A 20,976-nucleotide genomic window follows, 5' to 3' on the forward strand; every position below is an offset into this window, starting at 1 on the left:
CGCTGAACTCTCGCTCAGTCATCGGTGTCTTCTGTCTCTTCGTCTTCGGACGGCGGGATGCGCTGCACGAACACCGTGCTGATGCGTACCCGGCCTCGGCCCGTATTGGTTCCCTCGCCGCGCAGGATCAAACCGTCGTACTCCACTTCGGAACCGGGAAGTGGCACTCGGCCGAGTACGTATCCGATCAGCCCGCCGACGGTCTCCACCTCGTCGAGTTCGAGTTCGAGATCGAACAATTCACCGAGGTCTTCGATGGGAAGTCTCGCGGATACGCGGAACATTCCGTCACCGAGATCCTCGATGGGCGGCGTCTCGTCCTCGTCGTACTCGTCGGCGATCTCACCGACGATCTCTTCGATGACGTCCTCGATCGTGACGAGCCCGGCGATTCCGCCGTACTCGTCGACGAGTATCGCCATGTGGTTGCGGTCGCGCTGCATCTCGGCCAGCAAGCTGTCGAGCGGCTTCGAGTCGGGAACGAAGACGGCGGGCCGCATGACGTCGCAGACGTTGACGTTCCGGCCGCCGTCGGGCAGGTGGTAGGTCTGCTTGACCAGATCCTTGAGGTAGACGACACCGAGCACGTCGTCGACGTTCTCCCCGATGACCGGCAGGCGCGAGTGACCACTGCGGACGGCCAACGACGTTGCCTGCCCGGCATTCTTGTCGTTCTCGATCCACACCATGTCGGTGCGGGGCACCATCACCTCGCGCGCCGACGTGTCTCCGAGTTCGAAGACGGACTGGATCATTCGGCGTTCTTCGTCGGCCACGACGCCACGTTCCTGCGCCATGTCCACGAGTTCACGCAACTCGATTTCCGACGCGAACGGGCCGTTGCGGAAGCCCTTACCCGGGGTCAATGCGTTACCCACGAGGATCAGGACGCGACTGATCGGCCCGAGCAGAACCCCGATCCACAGCAGTGGCAGCGACGCGGCCATCGCGATGGAGTACGCATGTTGGCGCCCAAGCGTTCTCGGTCCGACGCCGATGACCACGTACGAGACGAGAACCATGATCACCGCGGTGACGGTCAGCGCCCAGCCCAGCGAGAGGACGTCGATCAGGCCGCCCACGAGTACGACGGTGGCCGTGATCTCGCACAAAATGCGAAGCAGGACCATCAGATTCACGTATCGCGGGCGATCGGTCAGGATGCGTTGCACTCGCGCGGCGCCGGCTCGCTCTTCCTTTGCCATCTCGTCGATCCGCGCCGACGAAATGGTGTTGAGCGCCGAGTCGACGGCCGCGAACACACCACCGACCGGGACAAGAGCAATCGCCAGAACAAAGAGCGCTATGGCGCTACTCACTACAGAACCCCCGGATAACTGTTATCGGTCCACTCCGTCGACGAAACCGGTCTTACCGAGCAGCTTCTGATCGCGTTCGGCCAGTGCTGCTTCGCGGTCGATACGGCGAAGGTCTTCGTACCACTCTTCGAGGAGGCTGTTCTGCAAGCCGAACATCTCCTTCTCCTCCTCCGGCTCCGCATGGTCGTAGCCGAGAAGGTGCAACACACCGTGGACGGTCAGGAGGGCAAGTTCGTGAGCCAGTGAATGCCCGGCCTTGTCAGCCTGATCCGCGGCGAAAGACGGACACAGCACGATGTCGCCGAGCATCGACGGCCCCGGCTCGGGGGAATCGGGACGGCCACCCGGCTCGAGTTCGTCCATCGGGAACGACATGACGTCGGTCGGACCCGGCAGGTCCATCCAGCGAACGTGCAGATCCGCCATCGTCGCGGAGTCGACGAGAACCATCGACAGCTCGGCCGCCGGATGGACATCCATCCGAGCGATCACGAAACGGGCAACGCTGATCAACTCCGGTTCGGAGATGTCCATGCCCGATTCGTTCGAGACCTCGATGCTCATGTGCGACGCTCTTTCCTGGGAAAAGTAGGGGTTGATGCGTCGCTCAGCCTACCGTCGCGGTGAATGAGCATGTGCAGCGCGGCGCTGCGCCCGGTTTCCGACCGCCAACTCGCCGGACCGATCCGATTCGTGACGCTCGTAAGCGTCGACGATGTGAGAGACCAGCCGATGACGTACGACGTCGCTGCTGTCGAGAGTGGCGAAATGAATATCGTCGATCCCGGTGAGGATTTCGGATGCCGCGCGCAGACCCGAACGGGCCCCGCCCGGCAGATCGACCTGGGTCACGTCTCCGGTGACCACGATTTTGGAACCGAACCCGAGGCGGGTCAGGAACATCTTCATCTGCTCGGCCGTGGTGTTCTGCGCTTCGTCCAAGATGATGAAGGCGTCGTTGAGCGTCCGGCCACGCATGTAGGCGAGCGGAGCGACCTCGATGACTCCGGCCTGCATCAACTTCGGAATCGCCTCGGGATCCATCATGTCGTGCAATGCGTCGTGCAGCGGGCGGAGATACGGATCGATCTTCTCGTGCAGCGTGCCGGGCAGAAAGCCCAGTCGCTCCCCGGCCTCGACTGCCGGCCTGGTCAAGATGATCCGAGAGACCTGCTTGGCCTGCAACGCCTGAACGGCCTTGGCCATGGCGAGGTAGGTCTTGCCGGTACCGGCCGGGCCGACTCCGAACACGATGGTGTTCTCGTCGATGGCGTCGACGTAGCGTTTCTGGTTGAGGGTCTTCGGCCGAATCGTCTTGCCCCGACGCGAAAGAATGTCGAGGGAGAGCACCTCGGCCGGAGACTCGCCGACCTCGTTGGTGAGCATGCCGATGGTTCGTCGAACAGCGTCCGGGGCAATGGGCTGCCCCCGACCGGCCAGCGACGCCAATTCACTGAACACACGTTCTGCCAGCGCCACGTCTGCAGCCGTCCCCGACAAGGAGATGGTTCCGCCACGTACATGAATGTCGGCACGAAGCTCACGTTCGATCGCGGTGAGATTCTCGTCCGTCGCCCCCAGGATTTGACGCACGGTCTCCGGCGCCAGATCCATACTCGAACGGACGGTGCGCTCTGCGGGCAGAGCGCGCTCGGTGATGGTGGTTACACGGTTCCCGTCGAGTTCACTGTGTTCACTCACGTGGTGAATATGGCCTGCTTTCTGGTCCGATCAGCCCACTCGACTCGTGAGCCTCGATACTTCGAAGTCTAGCGCCAGAGTCGGACACGGCCCACTTGTTAATCGTCCCGGCCTAATCCTCGCGGCGACCGGACGGCAGCGATTCGCGGATCCATTCCGACGCTTCGGCGACGATCTCGGAGCTTCTGTCCGGACTGATACCCGCGATGACCAGGCACACGGCGGCAAAGGATTCGCCCGAGTCCGTGATCAGCCCACTGTTGGCCTGATCGAACAAAGTGATCGTGATCGCCTCGGTCATCGCTACCAGAGTCTCCGCCGGCAGGTATTTCGAGAAGGTTCCGTCACGCTGACCGCGCTCGACGACGCTGATACTCACGGCACGCGCGGGCTCCATCAGATCGAGAATCCGCTGCTCCCCCAACTCTTTGCGAGCAAAGCTGAGCAGCATCCGGAAGCGATCACCGACCGGCCATGACAGCAATGCCAGTACGGCAGTCGCCAGATCCGGGCGCTCGGGCGGCTCGCCGGCTTGGCTCAGCGCAGCTACGAGATCGGTCGACGCCTCGTCCACGATGCCGTTGATCAGCGCCTCTCGGCTGTCGAAATGCGCGTACACGGTTCGCCTGACCACACCGGCGGCCTTTGCGACATCGTCCATGCTCGCATCCGGATCAGCAGCGAACGCCGTGATCGCCGCCTCGATGATGCGATTGCGATTGGCCGCGGCCTGACTACGACGCTGCCGTCCGCCCGATTCGGCAGTTCCCGAAACGACTGTGCCCGAATGCGTCAATGCGCGTTCCACCTCTTTCGACTGCCCAACTGTGATCTAGGTCAATCATAGTTGCACATCGGTGTGCAAGTTATTAACTTACACATCAGTGTGCAAATAGATCGAGGAGTGTCTTCGATCATCAGGAACGGAGTCGCGTCATGACGACACTCATGAGCAAACCTGTCTCGGAGATGGACCAGCCGTACTCACGGCGGTGGGCCGCGCTCGGGGTGTTGTGCCTGAGTCTGCTGATCGTCGTGATGGCGAATACCGCGCTGATCGTCGCGGCGCCGGACATGACCAGAGACCTCGGCCTCACCAGCACGCAACTTCAATGGGTCATCGACGGCTACACCGTTCCCTACGCCGCATTGATGCTGCTGTTCGGCGTGATCGGTGACAAGTACAGTCGCCGCGGCGCACTTCTCGCCGGACTCGCCGTGTTCGCCGGCGGCGCCGTCTTCGGCAGCATCGCGGACACCACCAACGCCGTCATCGCGGCACGAATGATCATGGGCGTCGGCGCCGCGATCATCATGCCCGCGACGCTTTCGCTTCTGGTCGCTACCTTTCCCAAAGCGGAGCGATCACGCGCCATCGCGGCGTGGGCGGCGACATCGGGTCTCGCGATTGCACTCGGTCCGCTGTTGGCCGGATGGATTCTCGACAGTCATTCCTGGAGCATCACTTTCCTGATCAACGTCCCGATCGCCGCAGTCGCTGCCGTCGCCGCCGTAATTCTGGTGCCGCCGAGCAAGGCCGAGCACCTGGGCCGGATCGACTGGATCGGCGGCGCACTCTCGGTGGTCACCATCGGCTCGCTCGTGTACTCGATCATCAACGGATTCCACTTCGGGTGGACCGGCGGACCAATCGGTGCCGCCGTACTCGCTGCGATCGGCCTCGTCTCGTTCGTCGTCTGGGAACTGCGTCACCCGCAGCCACTACTCGACGTCCGTAAACTCGGCCAGCGAATGGTCGGCGGCGCGACGCTCGCCGTACTTCTGCTGTTCCTGGCCGCCTTCGGCGCCATCTACTTCATCTCACAGCAGTTCCAGTTCATCCTCGGCTACGGCGCACTCGAAACCGGTGTTCGTCTGCTGCCCTTGGCAATTGCCGTTTCGATCGGCGCCGTTGTCAGTGGGCGGATCACTCCGCTGATCGGCGTCCGGGCATCCATCGTCGGCGGCATGGTGGTCGCCGCGATCGGCGTTCTGATTCTCACGCAGGTCGACGGCGATTCGGGCTACTGGATGTTCGCAGTCCCACTGATCCTGCTCGGCCTGGGCATCGGTCTCAGCGAACCGCCGGCCACCGACGCCATCATGGACAACTTCTCCGAGGACGATCTCGGTGCTGCGGGTGGCCTCAACGACACCGCCATCGAACTCGGCGGCTCGCTGGGTATCGCGATCCTCGGCTCGATCCTCGCTGCGAGCTACAAGGATTCGATTGCCGGATTCATCGATGGAATGCAGGTTCCGCAGTTGACGGGCCAACTTGCGCAACAGGCCGCGTACGCGATGGAGGTGTCGGGCGAATCCGTCGGCGGCGCTTCGTTGGTCGCCGAAGAGATGGCAGGCAACCCGTTGGCTGCAGCTCAGGCAGGGCCGTTGCTCGACGCCGCAGGCAGTGCCTACGCCGACGCGATTTCGGCGGCCAGTTGGGCGGGCGGTCTTGCACTGTTCGTGGGGGCAGTTGTCGTGGCGTTCATCCTGCCGGGCAAGAAGGCCCCTGTGGAAGTAGACCCCGCGTCAGTCTGACGTGCTCGGAGCCAGCGGGTCTTCGGCGAGAACCAACTCGCGGGAGACCCGCCACGACTCGGTCGAGGGTGAGAGAAATGCGTCGTGTCCTTCGCCCTCGATCACACGCAGTGCCACGGGATCACCAGCCGCTTCCGCGGCTTTCGCGTACCGGGAGCTCACCTTGGCCGGCACCTGCAGATCGTCCGCACCCGTGACGCACACAACGGGGACGCCGATCGGCAATCGATGCTGCGGCGACGCACTGCGATACAGACCGGGGTCCGCGTCGAACGGAACGCCGAACAGATCCTCGATGAAGCTGATCCGTCGTCCACGCTCGCCTGCCGACGCCAGATCGAGTGCGGCCGCCTGTGCGATGACCCGTTCAGGCCGGGTGAACGTGTCCTTCTCCCCCGCCAGCCACACTGCAAGATGTCCTCCGGCCGAATGCCCGAGCAAGCGAATCTGATTCAGATCCAATTCGGCCGAGGACTTCGCGGCAACCAGTCCGGGGATTTCGTCGTATGCCGTTTTCACGTCGGCGGACATCTCCGGCCAACCACCGCCCGCCCCGAGACGGCGGTATTCGATGTTCCACACCGCGACGCCGTGCCGCGCGAGTTCGACAGCAAATGCGGTGCCCAGAGTCAATCCGTACTGCCCGCTCCAGAAGCCGCCGTGGATCTGCATGACGACCGGGATCGGGCCGTCAACGACTCCGTCGGGAACGTAGAGATGCCCGAACTGCTGCTCGTGTCGGCCGTACGGAATCTTGAATCGAGGCACCGAGGAAATCTATCTCAGGCGAGGGCGCTGCCTGCGGCCCAGTCTGCCCAGGAAAGGGTCCAGTCGCCGTTCTGCCACACCTCCAGCGGAGCGCCGCCGGTGTTCTTGATCTCGACGACATCTCCCGGCTGCGAGAAATCGAAGAACCATTTGGCATTGGCCGCACTGAGATTGAGGCAACCGTGCGAGGTGTCGGTGTTTCCCTGCGCCCAGACGGTGCTCTCCAACTCGTGAAGATAGATACCGTCGGTGCTGATGCGGGTGGCCCAGTTGATGGATTCCTTGTAGCCGAGGCGCGAGTTGATCGGCAGACCGTAGGTCGACGAATCCATGATGACGGGGTTGGCCTTGTCCATCACGGTGTACGTGCCGGGCTGGGTCCAGAACGAGAGCGTCGTGCCGCCGATCGTCTCGGTGCCGCCCATTCCCATCGAGGTCGGCATTTCCTTGATCACCTGACCGTTTTCGTAGACGGTCACCATCTTGGTGTTGTCGTCGGCGACCGAGACGTGGGAGTCGCCGATCTTGAAGGACACGGTGTCGTCCTGCTGGCCGTACAGTCCGTTGCCGAGCTGCTTGCCGTAGATGTTCGCGTTCACCGAGACCGTCGTGCCTGGTGCGTAGTAGTTCTGCGGTCGCCAGTGAACGTTCTGACCGTCGACCCAGTACCACGATCCCTGTACGGGCGGATTGGTTGTGACCAGCAGAGACTTCTCGGCCGCGGCCTTGTCACCGATCAACTCGTCGAAATGAACGGCGACGACGGTGCCGACACCGTACGTGCCACCGTCCGATATCGAGGCGCCACCGGTGGTGTTGATGTACGCCCGGGTCTGGTTACTCGGCGCGACGGTGGTCAGCGTCGTGTTCTTGGTCGTGGCAACACCATTCGCGTCGACGGCGTCGACGACCAGCTTGTAGGTCTTGCCGTATCCGAGTGGTTCGCTCGGTTTCCAGGACGTCTTGTCCGGCGTGGTGATACCGGCGACTTCCTTACCCTCGGGATTGGTCAGCGCGACGGTCGTCAGTGTTCCCTTCGCGACCTGGACCTCGATGGGGTCGAGTGGACTCACCGGAGTTCCGCCGTCCGCCGGTGTGACGGTGACGAGAGCCTCGCTGGTCGGGGTAGTGGTGACGGCGCTGCTGGAGGAACCCGTGTTGTCTCCGGTGGAGACCGTGCACCCCGCGACGAGCATCAACGCCGCCGCGGCACACACCGCTCCAACGATTCGCATATGCGCACGTGACAACATCTGGCCTCCTGAAATCCCCGAACCAACTCACGCCGAAGGCGACCCCCGACGTCCTTACGATAGTGCGCAAATCTGACACTTCGCTGAGCGCCGGATCCGATTCAGCTCGGGATCACAACAAGATCAGTGCAGTGGCCGTGGTCCCCAGCGATCGGTCAGCACTCCGATCGCGCCCAGAGCAACAGCCCCGGCGGTCGACGTGCGCAGGACCGTCGGGCCGAGAAGCACCGGAGTGGCCCCGGCCTCCGACAACGCGCTGATCTCCGAATCGTCGAGCCCACCTTCGGGACCGACAACCAGAAATACCTCGTCCGCGCTCGCCAGCGGCAAACCGGCCAACGGCGTCGTCGCCGATTCGTGAAGCACCGCAACCACAGCGCCACGGGCAACGGCGTCACGAACCAACGCGATCACCGCCGGCGTCTTGTGCAGTTCCGCAATTTCCGGGACGAACGCGCGTCTGGACTGCTTTGCCGCAGACACTGCCGCACTTCGCCAGCGTGCGACGCCCTTGGCGAGCTTGGGGCCCTCCCACTTGGCGACACAACGCAAGGACTGCCACGGGATCACCGCGTCGATCCCCGCCTCGGTCGCCAGTTCGACGGCCAACTCGGAACGCTCGGCCTTGGGAAGTGCCTGAACGAGGGTCACCAACGGCTTGGGCTGCTCGAGAACCTGAACGTCACTGACCAACAGTTCCAGGCGGTCCTTGCCGACGCTCGTCACCTCGGCGTCGGCCACCCGGCCACGGCCGTCAGCCAACACCAATCGCTCGCCGACGCCGATCCGGCGGACAGTGGCCGCGTGGCGACCCTCCTGTCCGTCCAGAACTGCGATTTCACCGACGCCGGGAACCGGGTCGAGAAAGAAGACCGTTGCGGCCACCGTCAGCGGCCGCTGAATGCTTCGCGAAGACGCGAGAACAATCCACCGCTGTTCTGCGAGGCCGTCGAGACAACCTCGGCCTCGTCACGATCGCGGAGCAGCTTGAATTCCTTGAGCAGCTTGGACTGCTTGTGATCGAGACGGCTCGGGATGACCACCTCGAGGTGAGCGTGCACGTCGCCGCGCACTCCCGACCGCAGTTTCGGCATGCCATGACCGCGAAGAACAGCAACGTGTCCGGGCTGGGTGCCTGGCTCGATGGTGATTTCCTTGGAGCCGTCGATGATGGTGTCGACGGTGACAGTCGTACCGAGCGCTGCGTCGACCATCGGAACGCGGATCGTGCAGTGCAGGTCTTCACCGTCTCGAACGAAGACGTCGTGCTGCTGCTCGACGATCTCGACGTAGAGGTCGCCGGGGTGTCCGCCGCCCGGGCCCACTTCACCCTGCGCGGTCAAACGGATACGCATGCCACCGGCGACGCCCGCGGGAACCTTCACGGTGATGTCACGCTTGGCCCGAACTCGGCCGTCGCCGCCACACTTGTGGCAGGGATCCGGGATGGTCTCACCGGCACCGCGGCACGTCGGGCACGGACGCGAGGTCATGACCTGACCGAGGAACGAGCGCTGGATGGATTGAACTTCGCCGGCACCGTTGCAGGTCTCACAGCGGACAGGCTTGGAGTCGCCGTTGGTTCCGGCTCCGGTGCAGCTGTCGCACAGAATGGCCGTCTCGACGGTCACGTGCTTGCTGACTCCCGTCGCACATTCTGCGAGGGTCAGCTTGGTGCGAAGCAACGAGTCGGCTCCGGGCTGAACGCGACCGCGCGGCCCACGACCTGCGCCGCCACCGCCGCCGAAGAATGCTTCGAAGACGTCGCCGAGGCCGCCGCCACCGAATCCGCCGCCGAAGCCACCACCGCCGCCACCACCGGACTCGAGCGGGTCTCCGCCGAGATCGACGATGCGACGCTTCTCCGGGTCGGTCAGGACCTCGTAGGCCGTCGAGATCTCCTTGAACTTGGCCTGCGCCGCCTCGTCAGGGTTGACGTCCGGGTGCAGTTCGCGTGCCAGCTTGCGGTAAGCGCGCTTGAGCTCCTGGTCTGTCGCGTTCTTGTCGACGCCGAGCAATCCGTAGTAATCCCGTGCCACGTTGAGTCTCTCGTCCTTCTCTTACTTCTAGGTTTTCCTCAGTCCTCGCGAGGAGGCGTGCCGACGAATGTCGACGTCCGTCATCGCTCGGAGAGAACTTCGCCGATGTATCTGGCAACGGCGGCAACCGATGCAATTGTTCCCGGATAGTCCATCCGAGTGGGTCCGAGCACACCGACACCACCGAAAACGGTACCGGCCGCGCCGTAGCCAGTCGAAATCACGGAGGTTCCGCGCATCTGTTCGACCTGCGTCTCTTCACCGATCTGAACGGTGACCGTGCCGGAGTTCTGCGTCGCAGCGAGCAGTTTGAGGACCACTACCTGCTCTTCCAGTGCTTCGAGCACTGCGCGCAGCGAACCGGGGAAGCCGGCCAGACCGGAGAAATCGGCGGCGTTGCGCGTGAGATTCGAGGTTCCGCCCAGAACGAGGCGATCTTCCGGATGCTCGACCAGGGTCTCGACCAGAACCGTTGCCGAGCGGATCACGGCGTCGCGAAGGTCGGCCGGAGACTCGTCGGCCAGTTCCGCCACGGCAATCGACGCGGCGGCCAGGCGCTTTCCTTCCAGTGCTCCGCCGAGAAGCGTGCGCAACCGGGAAAGGTCTTCGTCTTCGAGGACGTCTCCGAGTTCGACGATTCGCTGATCGACGCGGCCGGAATCGGTGATGAGAACGAGAAGCAGGCGCGCCGGCGTCAAAGCGACCACCTCGAGGTGGCGAACCGACGACGCGGACAGCGACGGGTACTGGACAACCGCGACCTGACGGGTCAGTTGCGCGAGCAGTCGCACACCACGACGCAGAACGTCGTCGAGGTCGACACCCGACTCCAAGAACTCGAGGATCGCTCGACGCTCGGGCCCGGACATGGGCTTGACGTCGGCGATGCGATCGACGAATTCGCGGTATCCCTTGTCGGTGGGGACGCGGCCGGAACTGGTGTGCGGTTGGGCGATGTAGCCCTCGGCCTCGAGGAATGCCATGTCGTTGCGCACAGTGGCGCTCGACACTCCGAGGTTGTGACGCTCGACCAGTGCCTTGGATCCCACCGGGTCCTGGGTGGAGACGTAATCGGCCACGATTGCACGTAAGACCTCGAAACGCCTGTCGTCGGTACTCGACATCGTTGCCACCTCCGTTTCCTGAAAAGAACGAACGCCGACATTTACACATCGGTTTCCACTGGCAGTCTAATCGCCCGAGCGCCAGAGACGGCTGTTGCCCTTACTGTGGAGTGAGATCGGCGAAAGGTCGATCGCACAACCATGGACAAGGCGGCACATGATCTTCAAAGGCGTGATGGACGGCAAACCGTATCCCGATCACGGACTGTCTCTACGCGACTGGTCGAAGTTCCCTCCACGTCAGGTTCGACTCGACGAGATCGTGACCACCACGAAGGTCCTCGAACTCGATCGCCTGCTGTCGGAGGACTCGACCTTCTACGGCGATCTGTTCCCGCACGCAGTGCAGTGGCGCGGCACTCTCTACCTCGAGGACGGTCTGCACCGAGCGGTTCGTTCGGCCCTGCGAAACCGCGTCGTGCTGCACGCGCGTGTCTTCGACTTCGACGCGATGCCCGGTGTCATCGAGGGAGTCCGCTGACGCTCAGGCGATAGTCACGAGCAACGCAGGTGTCGTTTGCCCCGGCCAGGTTCCGGTGAGCGTCTCCGAGTCCGAGACTCGATCTGCGTCGATCACTCTCGCCACAGTCAGTTCCAGGCTTCCCGCGCGGATGATCGTGTCGGTGCCGACTGTCGAGCAGGTCACGGATTCCACTGCCGGTACGGAAGCGCCGGCCGTACCGCTGCCTACTACGTGAGCCGTCACGGGGATGCGATCGGCGGTGTCCGCAAAGACCAGTTCGACTCCGGCCCCACCGGTCAGAATCGCGGTCGCCACCGCGCTGACGTAGACCGGATCACAGCATGCGTCGTACACCCACCGTTCGCCGAGTACCGAATGATCCATGGTCGCGATCAGCGCGGTCTCCGCCCCGTCCAGCGGAGCACCACGATAAGTGAGCGGGACCTGAAGAATTCGACCGTCGGCAGAGCGCATCAGGTGCGTCTCGATTCCGACCTCACCGTCCGGGTCGTCGAAACGATAGGCGTCGACGCGTTCGAGCGTCGAACAGTCGACCGACCCGAGCCACGGCTGCTTGGGCACCCACGCTCGGAGCAGGTCGTTCTTGGACGGATTCAGCTGCGCACGATGAATGATGGCCACCACGGCCACATTACGCGGCGAAGGATGGTGGCGCGTCAGGTCAGGATCGTGCGAATCACCGCATCGGCGAGCAGGCGACCACGGTCGGTGAGAACCACGTGATCGTTCTCGATCACGGCCAACCCGTCGACTACCACCTGTTCGGCCGAAAGACGTTCGGATGCAGACAGTTCCGACAACGGAAGTCCCGTACGCAACCGTGCGGTCAGCATGACTCGCTCCATGTGTTCGTCCTCGGCGGTCAGTTCTTCGCTGCCGCCGACGGGAAGTTCGCCGAGCGCCAACTGTTCCGCGTACCGCGCCGGGTGCTTGACGTTCCACCACCGCACTCCGCCGACGTGGCTGTGCGCGCCCGGACCGGCACCCCACCAGTCACCGCCGTCCCAGTAGCCGAGGTTGTGACGGCACCGGGTGTCACCGGAGTCCGCGGTTTCCGCCTTTGCCCAGTTGGAGACCTCGTACCACCGCAAGCCTGCCTCGGACAGGCGTGAATCGATTCGTTCGTACCGCGAGGCCAGCACGTCGTCGTCCGGGGCGGGCAGCTCGCCGCGCCTGACCTTGCGAGCCATGGCGGTGCCGTCCTCGACGATCAACGCGTAGGCCGAGACGTGATCGACATCGGCGGAGAGGACCGCATCGAGTGAGGCGTCCAGGTCTTGATCGCGCTCCCCCGGGGTTCCATAGATCAAATCGAGATTCACGTGCGAAAAACCAGCTGCGCGAGCCTCTTTCGCGGCAGCGACGGCGCGGCCCGGAGTGTGCGTGCGGTCGAGAATCTTCAGCACGTGCTGGGCGGCCGACTGCATGCCGAGGGAAATCCGGGTGAATCCGGCACTGCGGAGAGCACCGAAGAACTCCGGCGACGTCGATTCGGGGTTCGATTCCGTGGTTACTTCGGCGCCGGACGCCAGGCCGAAGCTGCTCCGCACCGCCGACAGCACGTCGGCCAATCCGTCACCACCGAGCAGCGACGGCGTTCCACCGCCCACGAACACGGTCTCCGCCGCCGGGGCGCCCGTCATCTCGGCCGCGAGATCGAGTTCGCGCCGCAGACCTTCCAACCACGACTGCGGCGAGGCGGAAGTTCCGAGCTCTCCGGCCGTGTAGGTGTTGAAATCGCAGTACCCACACCTGGTGGCACAGAACGGGACGTGGATGTAGATCCCGAACGGCCGTTTCCCGACACCCTCGAGCGATCGCGCGGGCAAGGCGAAGGGCGTCGCCTCGCTCTGTCGAGTGGGAGTCGTGCTGGTGGCATTCACGCCTCCAGTGTCCCAGCATCCGGAACGCACACCTATTCAGCCTGCGATGCAGGTCGGCGCGTGGCTTGAACTCGATATTTCCCCCGTTTTTCGTGGAAATATGCGCCCGAGTCGGAATTATCGAGTTGACGTGGCACAATGGTCCGCATGACCGGACTCGGAGTGCGACTTGTGGCGCGTCGCCATGTCGACTTCAAGCGTGTGTGCAGCTCGTCGTGTCTGCACCTGTGTAGCTGTTGATCTTTCACTGATCTTCCAGCCTTTCCCGCTCATCTCCATCTGCTTCACCGAAACACTCTCTGCAGAGACATGCCTTTTCAGGGACGCAGCTTCTCCAGCTGTTCGTTTTCGTGAGCACACCTGCCGGCCGCGAGCTTTCCGAGACCGAGGACAGCCCCCTCGATTTCCGACACGGACCGGTGCGTCCCGATCAGACACCGCCACAGTTCATCGATAGTGCGTGCCGCGTGCCGATCAACCGCCCAGATCCAGGAGTTCATCGATGACGTCGACCACCGACGCCGCCACACCCGCCGATTCGGCAGCAGCTGCCGAAGCCCGGCCTGCACGCGCTGCGCGTCCCGCCAAGCGTCGCGCCGAAGGTCAGTGGGCCCTCGGTTACCGCGAGCCTCTCAACGCCAACGAGCAGGCCAAGAAGGACGACAACCCGCTCAACGTTCGGGCCCGCATCGAGAACATCTACTCCAAGCAGGGCTTCGACAGCATCGACAAGGGCGACCTTCGCGGCCGTTTCCGCTGGTGGGGTCTCTACACCCAGCGCGAAGAAGGCTACGACGGCACCTTCACCGGCGACGAGAACATCGACCTGCTCGAGGCCAAGTACTTCATGATGCGCGTGCGTTGCGACGCCGGCGCTCTGAACGTCGAGCAGCTGCGCACCATCGCCGGTATCTCGAAGGAATTCGGCCGGAACACCGCCGACCTGTCGGACCGTGAGAACGTTCAGTTCCACTGGATCGAAGTCGAGAACGTCCCGGAGATCTGGAAGCGCCTCGAAGCCGTCGGGCTCAAGACCACCGAAGCGTGCGGTGACTGCCCTCGCGTCGTCCTCGGTTCTCCCCTGGCCGGCGAATCGCTCGACGAGGTCCTCGATCCCACCCCGGCGATCGACGAGATCGTGCGCCGCTACATCGGCGACCCCAAGTACTCCAACCTGCCGCGCAAGTTCAAGACCGCTATCTCCGGTCAGCAGGATGTTGTTCACGAGATCAACGACATCGCCTTCATCGGCGTGAACCACCCCGAGCACGGCCCGGGCCTCGACCTCTGGGTCGGCGGCGGACTGTCCACCAACCCGATGCTGGCGCAGCGCGTCGGCGCCTGGATTCCGCTCGACGAGGTCCCCGATGTCTGGGAGGGCGTCGTCTCGATCTTCCGTGACTACGGCTACCGCCGTCTGCGCGCGAAGGCCAGGCTCAAGTTCCTCGTCAAGGACTGGGGTATCGAGAAGTTCCGCGAGGTTCTCGAGACCGAGTACCTGAAGCGTCCGCTCATCGACGGCCCCGCGCCCGAGAAGCCCAAGCGCCCGATCGATCACGTCGGTATCCAGAAGACCCGCAACGGCCACAACGCAGTCGGTTTCGCTCCGATCGCCGGCCGCGTCTCGGGAGACATCCTGGCTCAGGTCGCCGACGCCGCCGAGAAGGCCGGCAGCGACCGGATCCGCTTCACTCCGTACCAGAAGCTGATCATCCTCGACGTCGCCGACGAGACGCTCGAGCCGCTCATCGCCGATCTCGACGCGCTGGGTCTTCCCGCCCGTCCGTCGCACTGGCGCAAGAACCTGATGGCCTGCTCCGGCATCGAGTTCTGCAAGCTCTCGTTCGCCGAGACCCGCAAGCGTTCGCAGGTGCTCGTGCCCGAACTCGAACAGCGTCTTGCCGACATCAACAGCCAGCTCGACGTGCCGATCACCATCAACATCAACGGTTGCCCCAACTCCTGCGCTCGCTCGCAGATCGCCGACATCGGCTTCAAGGGCCAACTCGTCGACGACGGTGAGGGGAATCAAGTCGAGGGTTTCCAGGTTCATCTGGGAGGCAGCCTCGGATTCGACAGCGCCTTCGGACGCAAGCTGCGCCAGCACAAGGTCACCAGCGTCGAGATGGGTGACTACATCGACCGCGTCGTACGTCAGTTCGTCAAGAACCGCAACGAAGGTGAACGGTTCGCCGAATGGGCAGTGCGCGCAGACGAAGGAGATTTGCGATGACAGTGGACATTTCGCGAGCAACTGCCGACGAGCTTCGGTCCATCGCCGAGCGCGGTGCCGTAGAACTCGACGGAGCCGGCGCGCAGGAACTGTTGCAGTGGACCGAGGACACGTTCGGCGACTCGTACATTGTGGCGTCGAACATGCAGGATGGAGTGCTGGTTCACCTTGCCGCACAGGTGCATCCGGGCGTCGACGTACTCTTCCTCGACACCGGCTATCACTTCCCCGAAACCATCGGCACGCGTGACGCGGTCGAGCAGGTGTACGGCGTCAACGTCATCAACGCTCGTGCGCTGGCAAGCGTCGCCGAGCAGGATGTCGCCGAGGGCAAGGATCTGTTCGCCCGTGATCCCAACCGCTGCTGCGCACTACGCAAAGTCGCGCCGCTCAAGCAGACACTGTCCGGGTACAGCGCGTGGGTGACCGGCATCCGCCGCGTCGAAGCGCCCACCCGCGCCAACGCTCCCCTGATCTCCTTCGACGAAGCCTTCGGACTCGTGAAGATCAACCCGATCGCTCCCTGGTCGGACGAGGAGATGCAGAACTACATCGACACCAATTCCATCCTCGTCAATCCCCTTGTCGACGAGGGATATCCGTCCATCGGCTGCGCACCCTGCACCAGCAAGCCAGCCCCCGGCAGCGATCCGCGTAGCGGTCGTTGGGCCGGTGCCTCCAAGACAGAATGCGGGTTGCACGCATCATGACAGTTGACTTGACACCTTCACGGCCTCAGCTCGACGGCACACAGTTCGATACTCTCGACGCCCTCGAGTCCGAAGCGATCCACATCTTCCGAGAGGTAGCCGGCGAATTCGAACGCCCGGTCATTCTCTTCTCGGGCGGTAAGGATTCCACGGTGCTGCTGCATCTGGCGATCAAGGCCTTCTGGCCTGCGCCGCTGCCGTTCACCCTGCTGCACGTCGACACCGGCCACAACCTGCAGGAAGTCCTCGACTTCCGCGACCACGTGGTAGCCAAGTACAACCTGCGCCTGCACGTGGCCAGCGTCGAGGAGTACATCGCGGACGGTCGCCTCACCGAGCGCCCCGACGGTATCCGCAACCCGCTGCAGACCGTGCCGTTGCTGGACGCGATCTCGGAGAACCGTTTCGACGCCGTCTTCGGCGGCGCTCGCCGCGACGAGGAGCGGGCCCGCGCCAAGGAGCGGATCTTCTCGCTGCGCAACGCTTTCGGACAGTGGGATCCCAAGAAGCAGCGCCCGGAGCTGTGGAACCTGTACAACGGTCGCCACTCCCCCGGCGAGCAGGTACGCGTCTTCCCGCTCAGCAACTTCACCGAGCTGGACATCTGGCGTTACATCGCCCGCGACAACGTCGAGCTCGCCAGCATCTACTACGCCCACCAGCGTCCGGTGTACCAGCGCGACGGCATGTGGATGACCCCCGGAGTCTGGGGTGGGCCGGCTGACGGCGAAGAGCTGCAGACCCTTTCGGTGCGATACCGCACCGTCGGCGACGGTTCGACCACCGGTGCTGTTCTCTCCGATGCGGCCGACAACGAAGCGATCCTCGCCGAGGTTGCGGCATCACGTTTGACCGAGCGCGGCGCGACCCGTGGCGACGACCGAGTTTCCGAAGCGGCCATGGAAGACCGCAAGCGAGAGGGCTACTTCTGATGAGCGATCTGCTCAGACTGGCAACTGCCGGCAGCGTCGACGACGGAAAGTCCACCCTCGTGGGCCGCCTGTTGTACGACACGAAATCCGTTCTCGCCGACCAGATCGACGCCGTGACCCGTGCGTCGGTGGACCGCGGTCTCGACACCCCTGACCTCTCGCTCCTGGTGGACGGACTGCGCGCCGAGCGTGAGCAGGGCATCACCATCGACGTGGCGTACCGCTACTTCGCGACCCCCAAGCGCACCTTCGTGCTCGCCGATACACCGGGCCACGTGCAGTACACCCGCAACACTGTCTCCGGTGCCTCGACGGCTCAGCTCGTGATCCTGCTGGTCGATGCTCGCAAGGGCGTCATCGCGCAGACTCGCAGGCACGCAGCGGTTCTCGCGTTGCTCGGTGTCCCGAAGCTCGTTCTCGCCGTGAACAAGATCGACCTCGTCGAGAACCCCGAAGAGGTCTTCACCTCGATCTCCGCCGAGTTCAACGAACTCACCAGCTCACTTGGCTGGGCAAGCGAAGACGTCGTCGAGATCCCGGTGTCGGCACTGCACGGTGACAACGTCGCCATCCGCTCCGACAAGACCCCGTACTACACCGGCCCCACGCTGATCGAGCACCTCGAGTCGATTCCGGTCGACGCCGAGCCACATCGCGTCGGTCTGCGTTTCCCGGTGCAGTACGTGATCCGCCCCCGCACCGCAGAGTTCCTCGACTACCGCGGCTACGCCGGTCAGGTCGCTGCAGGTTCCGTCGTGCCCGGCGACGAAGTGGTGATCCTGCCCTCGGGTACGCGCACCACCGTCACACGTATCGACACGGCCGACGGTGAACTGGACGTCGCCCACGCGGGACGCAGCGTCACGCTGATCCTGGCCGACGACGTCGACGTCTCTCGCGGCGACACCATCGCATCGCCGTCCGACGCACCCGCGCCGATCGGCGAATTCGACGCCACTGTCTGCTGGCTGGCCGAGAAGTCGCTGCGCCCCGGTGCACGTCTGCTGCTCAAGCACGGCACGCGAACGACGCAGGCCATCGTGGGCAGCTTGGTGGAACGCTTCAACGAGCAGGACCTCACCACGGATCAGGGTCCGGACACTCTCGAGCTCAACGAGATCGGCAAGATCTCGATCCGGGTGGCCGAGCCGATCGTGGCTGACGACTACGCCGTCAACCGCCACACCGGCAGCTTCCTGCTGATCGATCCCGCTGGTGGAAACACTCTCGCAGCCGGCCTGGTGGGCGACGTCATTTCCGCTGTCGAATTGGGCGAGCGCGTCTAAGTCGATGGTTCCGCTCATCGCTGTTGCGCACGGCAGCCGTGACCCCCGTTCTGCTCGGGTGATCGCGGCTGCTGTGGCAGCTCTTCGTGAAGTCCGGCCAGACCTCGATGTCCGGCTGGCGTTCCTCGACCTCAATGCACCGTCCATCGATCAGGTCCTGGACGGAGTTGCACACGACGGCCACACTCACGCCGTTGTTGTTCCGATGCTGCTGGGCAATGCCTTCCACGCCCGGGTAGATCTGCCCGGACTCTTGGCCGCTGCCGCGCTGCGCCACCCGCAATTGACCGTGACCCAAGCGGACGTGCTGGGTCGCGACGTTCGATTGGTCGAGGCGGTGCGCGAGAGAATCCTCGAAACAGGCGCTCATCCGGACGACCCGTCCGTCGGGATCGCCCTTGCGGCAGTCGGCTCGTCCGACGCGCGCGCCAACGCCGCGACCGCAGAACTGGCGACCACTCTCCTGACCGGAACCAACTGGTCGGGTGTTCGAATCTGTTTCGCCACGTCTGCGGAACCAACAGTTGCCCAGGCGATCTCCGCTCTCGAGCAGGACGGCGCCGAACGCATCGTTGTCGCACCGTGGTTCTTGGCTCCCGGCCTACTGACCGACCGACTCAGTGCTGCTGCAGGAACGGTATGTCCGCGCGCGCGTTTCGCCGACACGATCGGTGGGCACTCTCTACTGATCGAAACGATGATCGACCGTTACCGACAGGTCGCTGATGCACTACCCGACCGTCTGGTCCGCTCCGCCTGATCCGGTTTCACAGGCCGTTATCAGATTGTTACCGTAGTGTTGGATCTGTCCAGCTCGCGAAGGTACCTCCTTCGCCTGCGAAACAGATCTTTGGGTGCAATCCCCTCAGAGCGCCGCGAGAGGGAACACCATCACTCACAATCTTCGCCTCGGCACAGCCGGCATCGCATGGGTCCTGTCGGTGCTCTACCTGCTTGTCGAAATCTTCACAGCCGGAGCATGGAAGACGCCCTACAGCTTCGCGCGCGACTCCATCAGTTCGCTCGGTGTGACGACGTGCAGCGTGGATTCGTGTTCGCCGATGCACGACGTCATGAACGCGGCCTTCATGATCCTTGGTGCGCTCACCATCCTCGGTGCGGCCTTGCTGCACAAGTACATTCCGGACGGTCGTGCAAAAAAGTGGATTCTCGGTCTGGCCGTCGTCGTTGCATTGAGCACCGCAGCCACCGGCCTCTTCCCGGCCAACGACGGGACCTTCGTTCATTGGACCGCCGTACTTCCCGGCTTCGTCGCACGTCATGCCGTTCTCGTACTCATGGCAATTCAATTCTGGAAGCACAGCAAATGGATCGCAGTGTGGTCAGGGCTGTGCGCGGCTACCGGAATCGTCGGCGCCGTACTGCTTCTCGGACGAACCCTCACCTTCGGCCTTGGTGAACGCCTGACGCTGTACCCACTGCCGATGTGGATGGCCGTCACCGGCGTCGCAGCCCTGCTCGCATTGATGCGCCGAACCGTGTTGAAGAACGTGGAACTGACACTGCCCGGTAACGGATTCATCACCGCTCTGTTGTCGTTGCGCCCGCGTCGATCTCGCGCAGCAGTGCCCACCGACGTTCTCGCACCACGGGAGCTGACCGGTTTGTAGCGAACCGGGGGTGAGCAGGGACACACTGGTAAGGAGGCGACGCGAGGAGACTTCCATGACCAGTGCATCTGTTCGACACGGAATCGTGGCCGGTATCGACGGCTCGGCAAGCGCGGTCAACGCCGCGAGGTGGGCAGCATCGGCTGCAAAGAGATTCGACGAACCACTTCGCCTGACCCACGTGCTGCCAGGACAACCCGAGTCCAGTGGCGGTACCAACGTCACCGACGAAGAGATGTTCGACCACCACCTTCGCGTCGAGGGTGCAAAACTGCTCGACGAGGCCGAGGACGCCATCCGCGATGATCACACCGACGTCACCGTCGAACGTGGCCTCGTGACTGGTACTCCCGCAACCACACTCGTCGAACTCTCGAAGTCGGCTCGCATCGTTGCACTGGGTCAGGCCGGCACCAGCGAAATGCAGTCCGTGTTTCTCGGATCCGACACCATTCGGGTGGTCAACCGTGCGCACTGTCCCGTGGCCGTATTCCGAGGTACGGGTGATCACGCGATGGCCGATACCAGGCCCATCGTCGTCGGCGTCGACGGGAGCAAGCTCAGCGAACTCGCCGTCGCGCATGCCTTCGAATTTGCCGCGTTCCTCGGCGCACCTTTGGTTGCGGTCCACACGTGGAACGAGCACGCCTCGCTGGGTGGGTACTCCGAAGCCAGGCGCTTCGTCGACTGGGGTCCGTACGAGCAGCATGAGCATGCTCTGCTGTCCGAGTGCCTCGCCGGCTGGACGGAGAAGTACCCCGACGTCGAAGTCACCCGCAGTGTCCAGCGCAGCGGACCGATGAAAGCACTGCTCGAGCATTCAGCGGAAGCGCAGCTCGTAGTCGTCGGTAGCCACGGCCGCAGCCCCTTCATGGCGTCGATAGTCGGATCGACCAGTCAGAGCCTCATCCACCACGCCCAATGCCCGGTCCTCGTCTGCCGAGAGGGCTGAACTCGTCTCGCTGTTGCCCGGCCCCCAACTCTGAGCGAACGGCACTTTAGGCGCCATCAGGAGGCCGAAAGTGCCGTTCGCTCAAACAGGAGTGGGGGTACAACAGGTCGAACAGGGCGA

20 protein-coding genes are annotated in these 20,976 nt (G+C 63.7%); 9 read left to right on the plus strand and 11 right to left on the minus strand.

All coding sequences use genetic code 11. The features are described from left to right. Positions 1–14: 14 nt before the first annotated feature. The 4 genes from BH682_RS17965 to BH682_RS17980 form a co-directional block, all read right to left on the minus strand. A complete protein-coding gene (locus tag BH682_RS17965; protein ID WP_003944509.1) occupies positions 15–1,319 on the minus strand; it encodes a hemolysin family protein in 1,305 nt (434 codons plus the stop codon). A 21-nt stretch (positions 1,320–1,340) separates the two neighbouring features. Beyond that, positions 1,341–1,883 (minus strand): rRNA maturation RNase YbeY, encoded by a 543-nt coding sequence (gene ybeY / locus BH682_RS17970; RefSeq protein WP_003944525.1) that lies wholly within the window; start codon positions 1,881–1,883, stop codon positions 1,341–1,343. A gap of 48 nt (positions 1,884–1,931) precedes the next feature. Continuing rightward, a complete protein-coding gene (locus BH682_RS17975; protein WP_003944580.1) occupies positions 1,932–3,020 on the minus strand; it encodes a PhoH family protein in 1,089 nt (362 codons plus the stop codon). Positions 3,021–3,132: 112 nt separating this feature from the next. Continuing rightward, the gene (locus BH682_RS17980) at positions 3,133–3,828 is read right to left on the minus strand and encodes a TetR/AcrR family transcriptional regulator (RefSeq protein ID WP_007731067.1); all 696 of its coding nucleotides are present in this window, start codon (positions 3,826–3,828) and stop codon (positions 3,133–3,135) included. Positions 3,829–3,956: 128 nt separating this feature from the next. Here BH682_RS17980 and BH682_RS17985 point away from each other — a divergent pair, with 128 nt between their 5' ends. Further along, entirely contained in the window at positions 3,957–5,561 is a 1,605-nt protein-coding gene (locus BH682_RS17985) for an MFS transporter (RefSeq protein WP_075833625.1), read from the plus strand. Here the strand turns inward: BH682_RS17985 and BH682_RS17990 are convergent. The 5 genes from BH682_RS17990 to hrcA all read right to left on the minus strand — a co-directional run bounded on the left by BH682_RS17990 (position 5,553) and on the right by hrcA (position 10,745). Beyond that, a complete protein-coding gene (locus tag BH682_RS17990; RefSeq protein ID WP_075833627.1) occupies positions 5,553–6,329 on the minus strand; it encodes an alpha/beta hydrolase family protein in 777 nt (258 codons plus the stop codon). The genes BH682_RS17985 and BH682_RS17990 overlap by 9 nt on opposite strands. 14 nt (positions 6,330–6,343) lie before the next feature. Then, on the minus strand, positions 6,344–7,582 hold the full coding sequence (locus BH682_RS17995) for a L,D-transpeptidase (protein WP_003944568.1): 1,239 nt from the start codon (positions 7,580–7,582) through the stop codon (positions 6,344–6,346). A 123-nt stretch (positions 7,583–7,705) separates the two neighbouring features. Further along, positions 7,706–8,467, minus strand: a complete 762-nt coding sequence (locus tag BH682_RS18000) for a 16S rRNA (uracil(1498)-N(3))-methyltransferase (protein WP_003944495.1) — start codon at positions 8,465–8,467, stop codon at positions 7,706–7,708. Positions 8,468–8,469: 2 nt separating this feature from the next. Next, positions 8,470–9,621, minus strand: coding sequence for a molecular chaperone DnaJ (dnaJ, locus tag BH682_RS18005; protein ID WP_075833629.1), 1,152 nt, complete (start codon positions 9,619–9,621; stop codon positions 8,470–8,472). A gap of 80 nt (positions 9,622–9,701) precedes the next feature. After that, complete coding sequence (gene hrcA, locus BH682_RS18010) at positions 9,702–10,745, minus strand: heat-inducible transcriptional repressor HrcA (protein WP_003944583.1); 1,044 nt, start codon at positions 10,743–10,745, stop codon at positions 9,702–9,704. A gap of 157 nt (positions 10,746–10,902) precedes the next feature. Between hrcA and BH682_RS18015 the strand changes: the two genes are divergently transcribed. Then, positions 10,903–11,226, plus strand: coding sequence for a type II toxin-antitoxin system VapB family antitoxin (locus BH682_RS18015; protein ID WP_003944521.1), 324 nt, complete (start codon positions 10,903–10,905; stop codon positions 11,224–11,226). A gap of 3 nt (positions 11,227–11,229) precedes the next feature. Here BH682_RS18015 and BH682_RS18020 read toward each other — a convergent pair whose 3' ends face one another. Both BH682_RS18020 and hemW read right to left on the minus strand, forming a co-directional pair. Further along, positions 11,230–11,850 carry a CG0192-related protein gene (locus BH682_RS18020; protein ID WP_075835347.1) on the minus strand — a complete coding sequence of 207 codons (621 nt, stop codon included), beginning with the start codon at positions 11,848–11,850 and terminating at the stop codon, positions 11,230–11,232. Between the two features lie 35 nt (positions 11,851–11,885). Continuing rightward, entirely contained in the window at positions 11,886–13,112 is a 1,227-nt protein-coding gene (gene hemW / locus BH682_RS18025) for a radical SAM family heme chaperone HemW (protein WP_054831429.1), read from the minus strand. 502 nt (positions 13,113–13,614) lie between these two features. On the opposite strand from hemW, the gene BH682_RS18035 reads away from it, so the two are divergent. From BH682_RS18035 to BH682_RS18065, 7 genes are all read left to right on the plus strand, one after another. Then, the gene (locus tag BH682_RS18035) at positions 13,615–15,345 is read left to right on the plus strand and encodes a nitrite/sulfite reductase (protein WP_042450188.1); all 1,731 of its coding nucleotides are present in this window, start codon (positions 13,615–13,617) and stop codon (positions 15,343–15,345) included. Continuing rightward, complete coding sequence (locus tag BH682_RS18040) at positions 15,342–16,055, plus strand: phosphoadenylyl-sulfate reductase (protein ID WP_003944488.1); 714 nt, start codon at positions 15,342–15,344, stop codon at positions 16,053–16,055. The genes BH682_RS18035 and BH682_RS18040 overlap by 4 nt, the downstream gene beginning before the upstream one ends. Continuing rightward, complete coding sequence (cysD, locus tag BH682_RS18045) at positions 16,052–16,987, plus strand: sulfate adenylyltransferase subunit CysD (RefSeq protein ID WP_007731054.1); 936 nt, start codon at positions 16,052–16,054, stop codon at positions 16,985–16,987. Before BH682_RS18040 ends, cysD begins: the two co-directional genes overlap by 4 nt. Then, positions 16,987–18,273, plus strand: a complete 1,287-nt coding sequence (locus tag BH682_RS18050; RefSeq protein ID WP_075833631.1) for a sulfate adenylyltransferase subunit 1 — start codon at positions 16,987–16,989, stop codon at positions 18,271–18,273. The genes cysD and BH682_RS18050 overlap by 1 nt, the downstream gene beginning before the upstream one ends. Positions 18,274–18,277: 4 nt before the next feature. Beyond that, entirely contained in the window at positions 18,278–19,033 is a 756-nt protein-coding gene (locus tag BH682_RS18055; RefSeq protein WP_075833633.1) for a sirohydrochlorin chelatase, read from the plus strand. Between the two features lie 94 nt (positions 19,034–19,127). Then, a complete protein-coding gene (locus BH682_RS18060; RefSeq protein ID WP_054801921.1) occupies positions 19,128–19,904 on the plus strand; it encodes a DUF998 domain-containing protein in 777 nt (258 codons plus the stop codon). 55 nt (positions 19,905–19,959) lie between these two features. Continuing rightward, positions 19,960–20,856 carry a universal stress protein gene (locus tag BH682_RS18065; protein WP_075833635.1) on the plus strand — a complete coding sequence of 299 codons (897 nt, stop codon included), beginning with the start codon at positions 19,960–19,962 and terminating at the stop codon, positions 20,854–20,856. Positions 20,857–20,976: the final 120 nt, after the last annotated feature.

The organism is Rhodococcus sp. YL-1 (genome assembly GCF_001942025.1).
GTDB classification, from domain to species: Bacteria; Actinomycetota; Actinomycetes; order Mycobacteriales; family Mycobacteriaceae; genus Rhodococcus_F; species Rhodococcus_F qingshengii.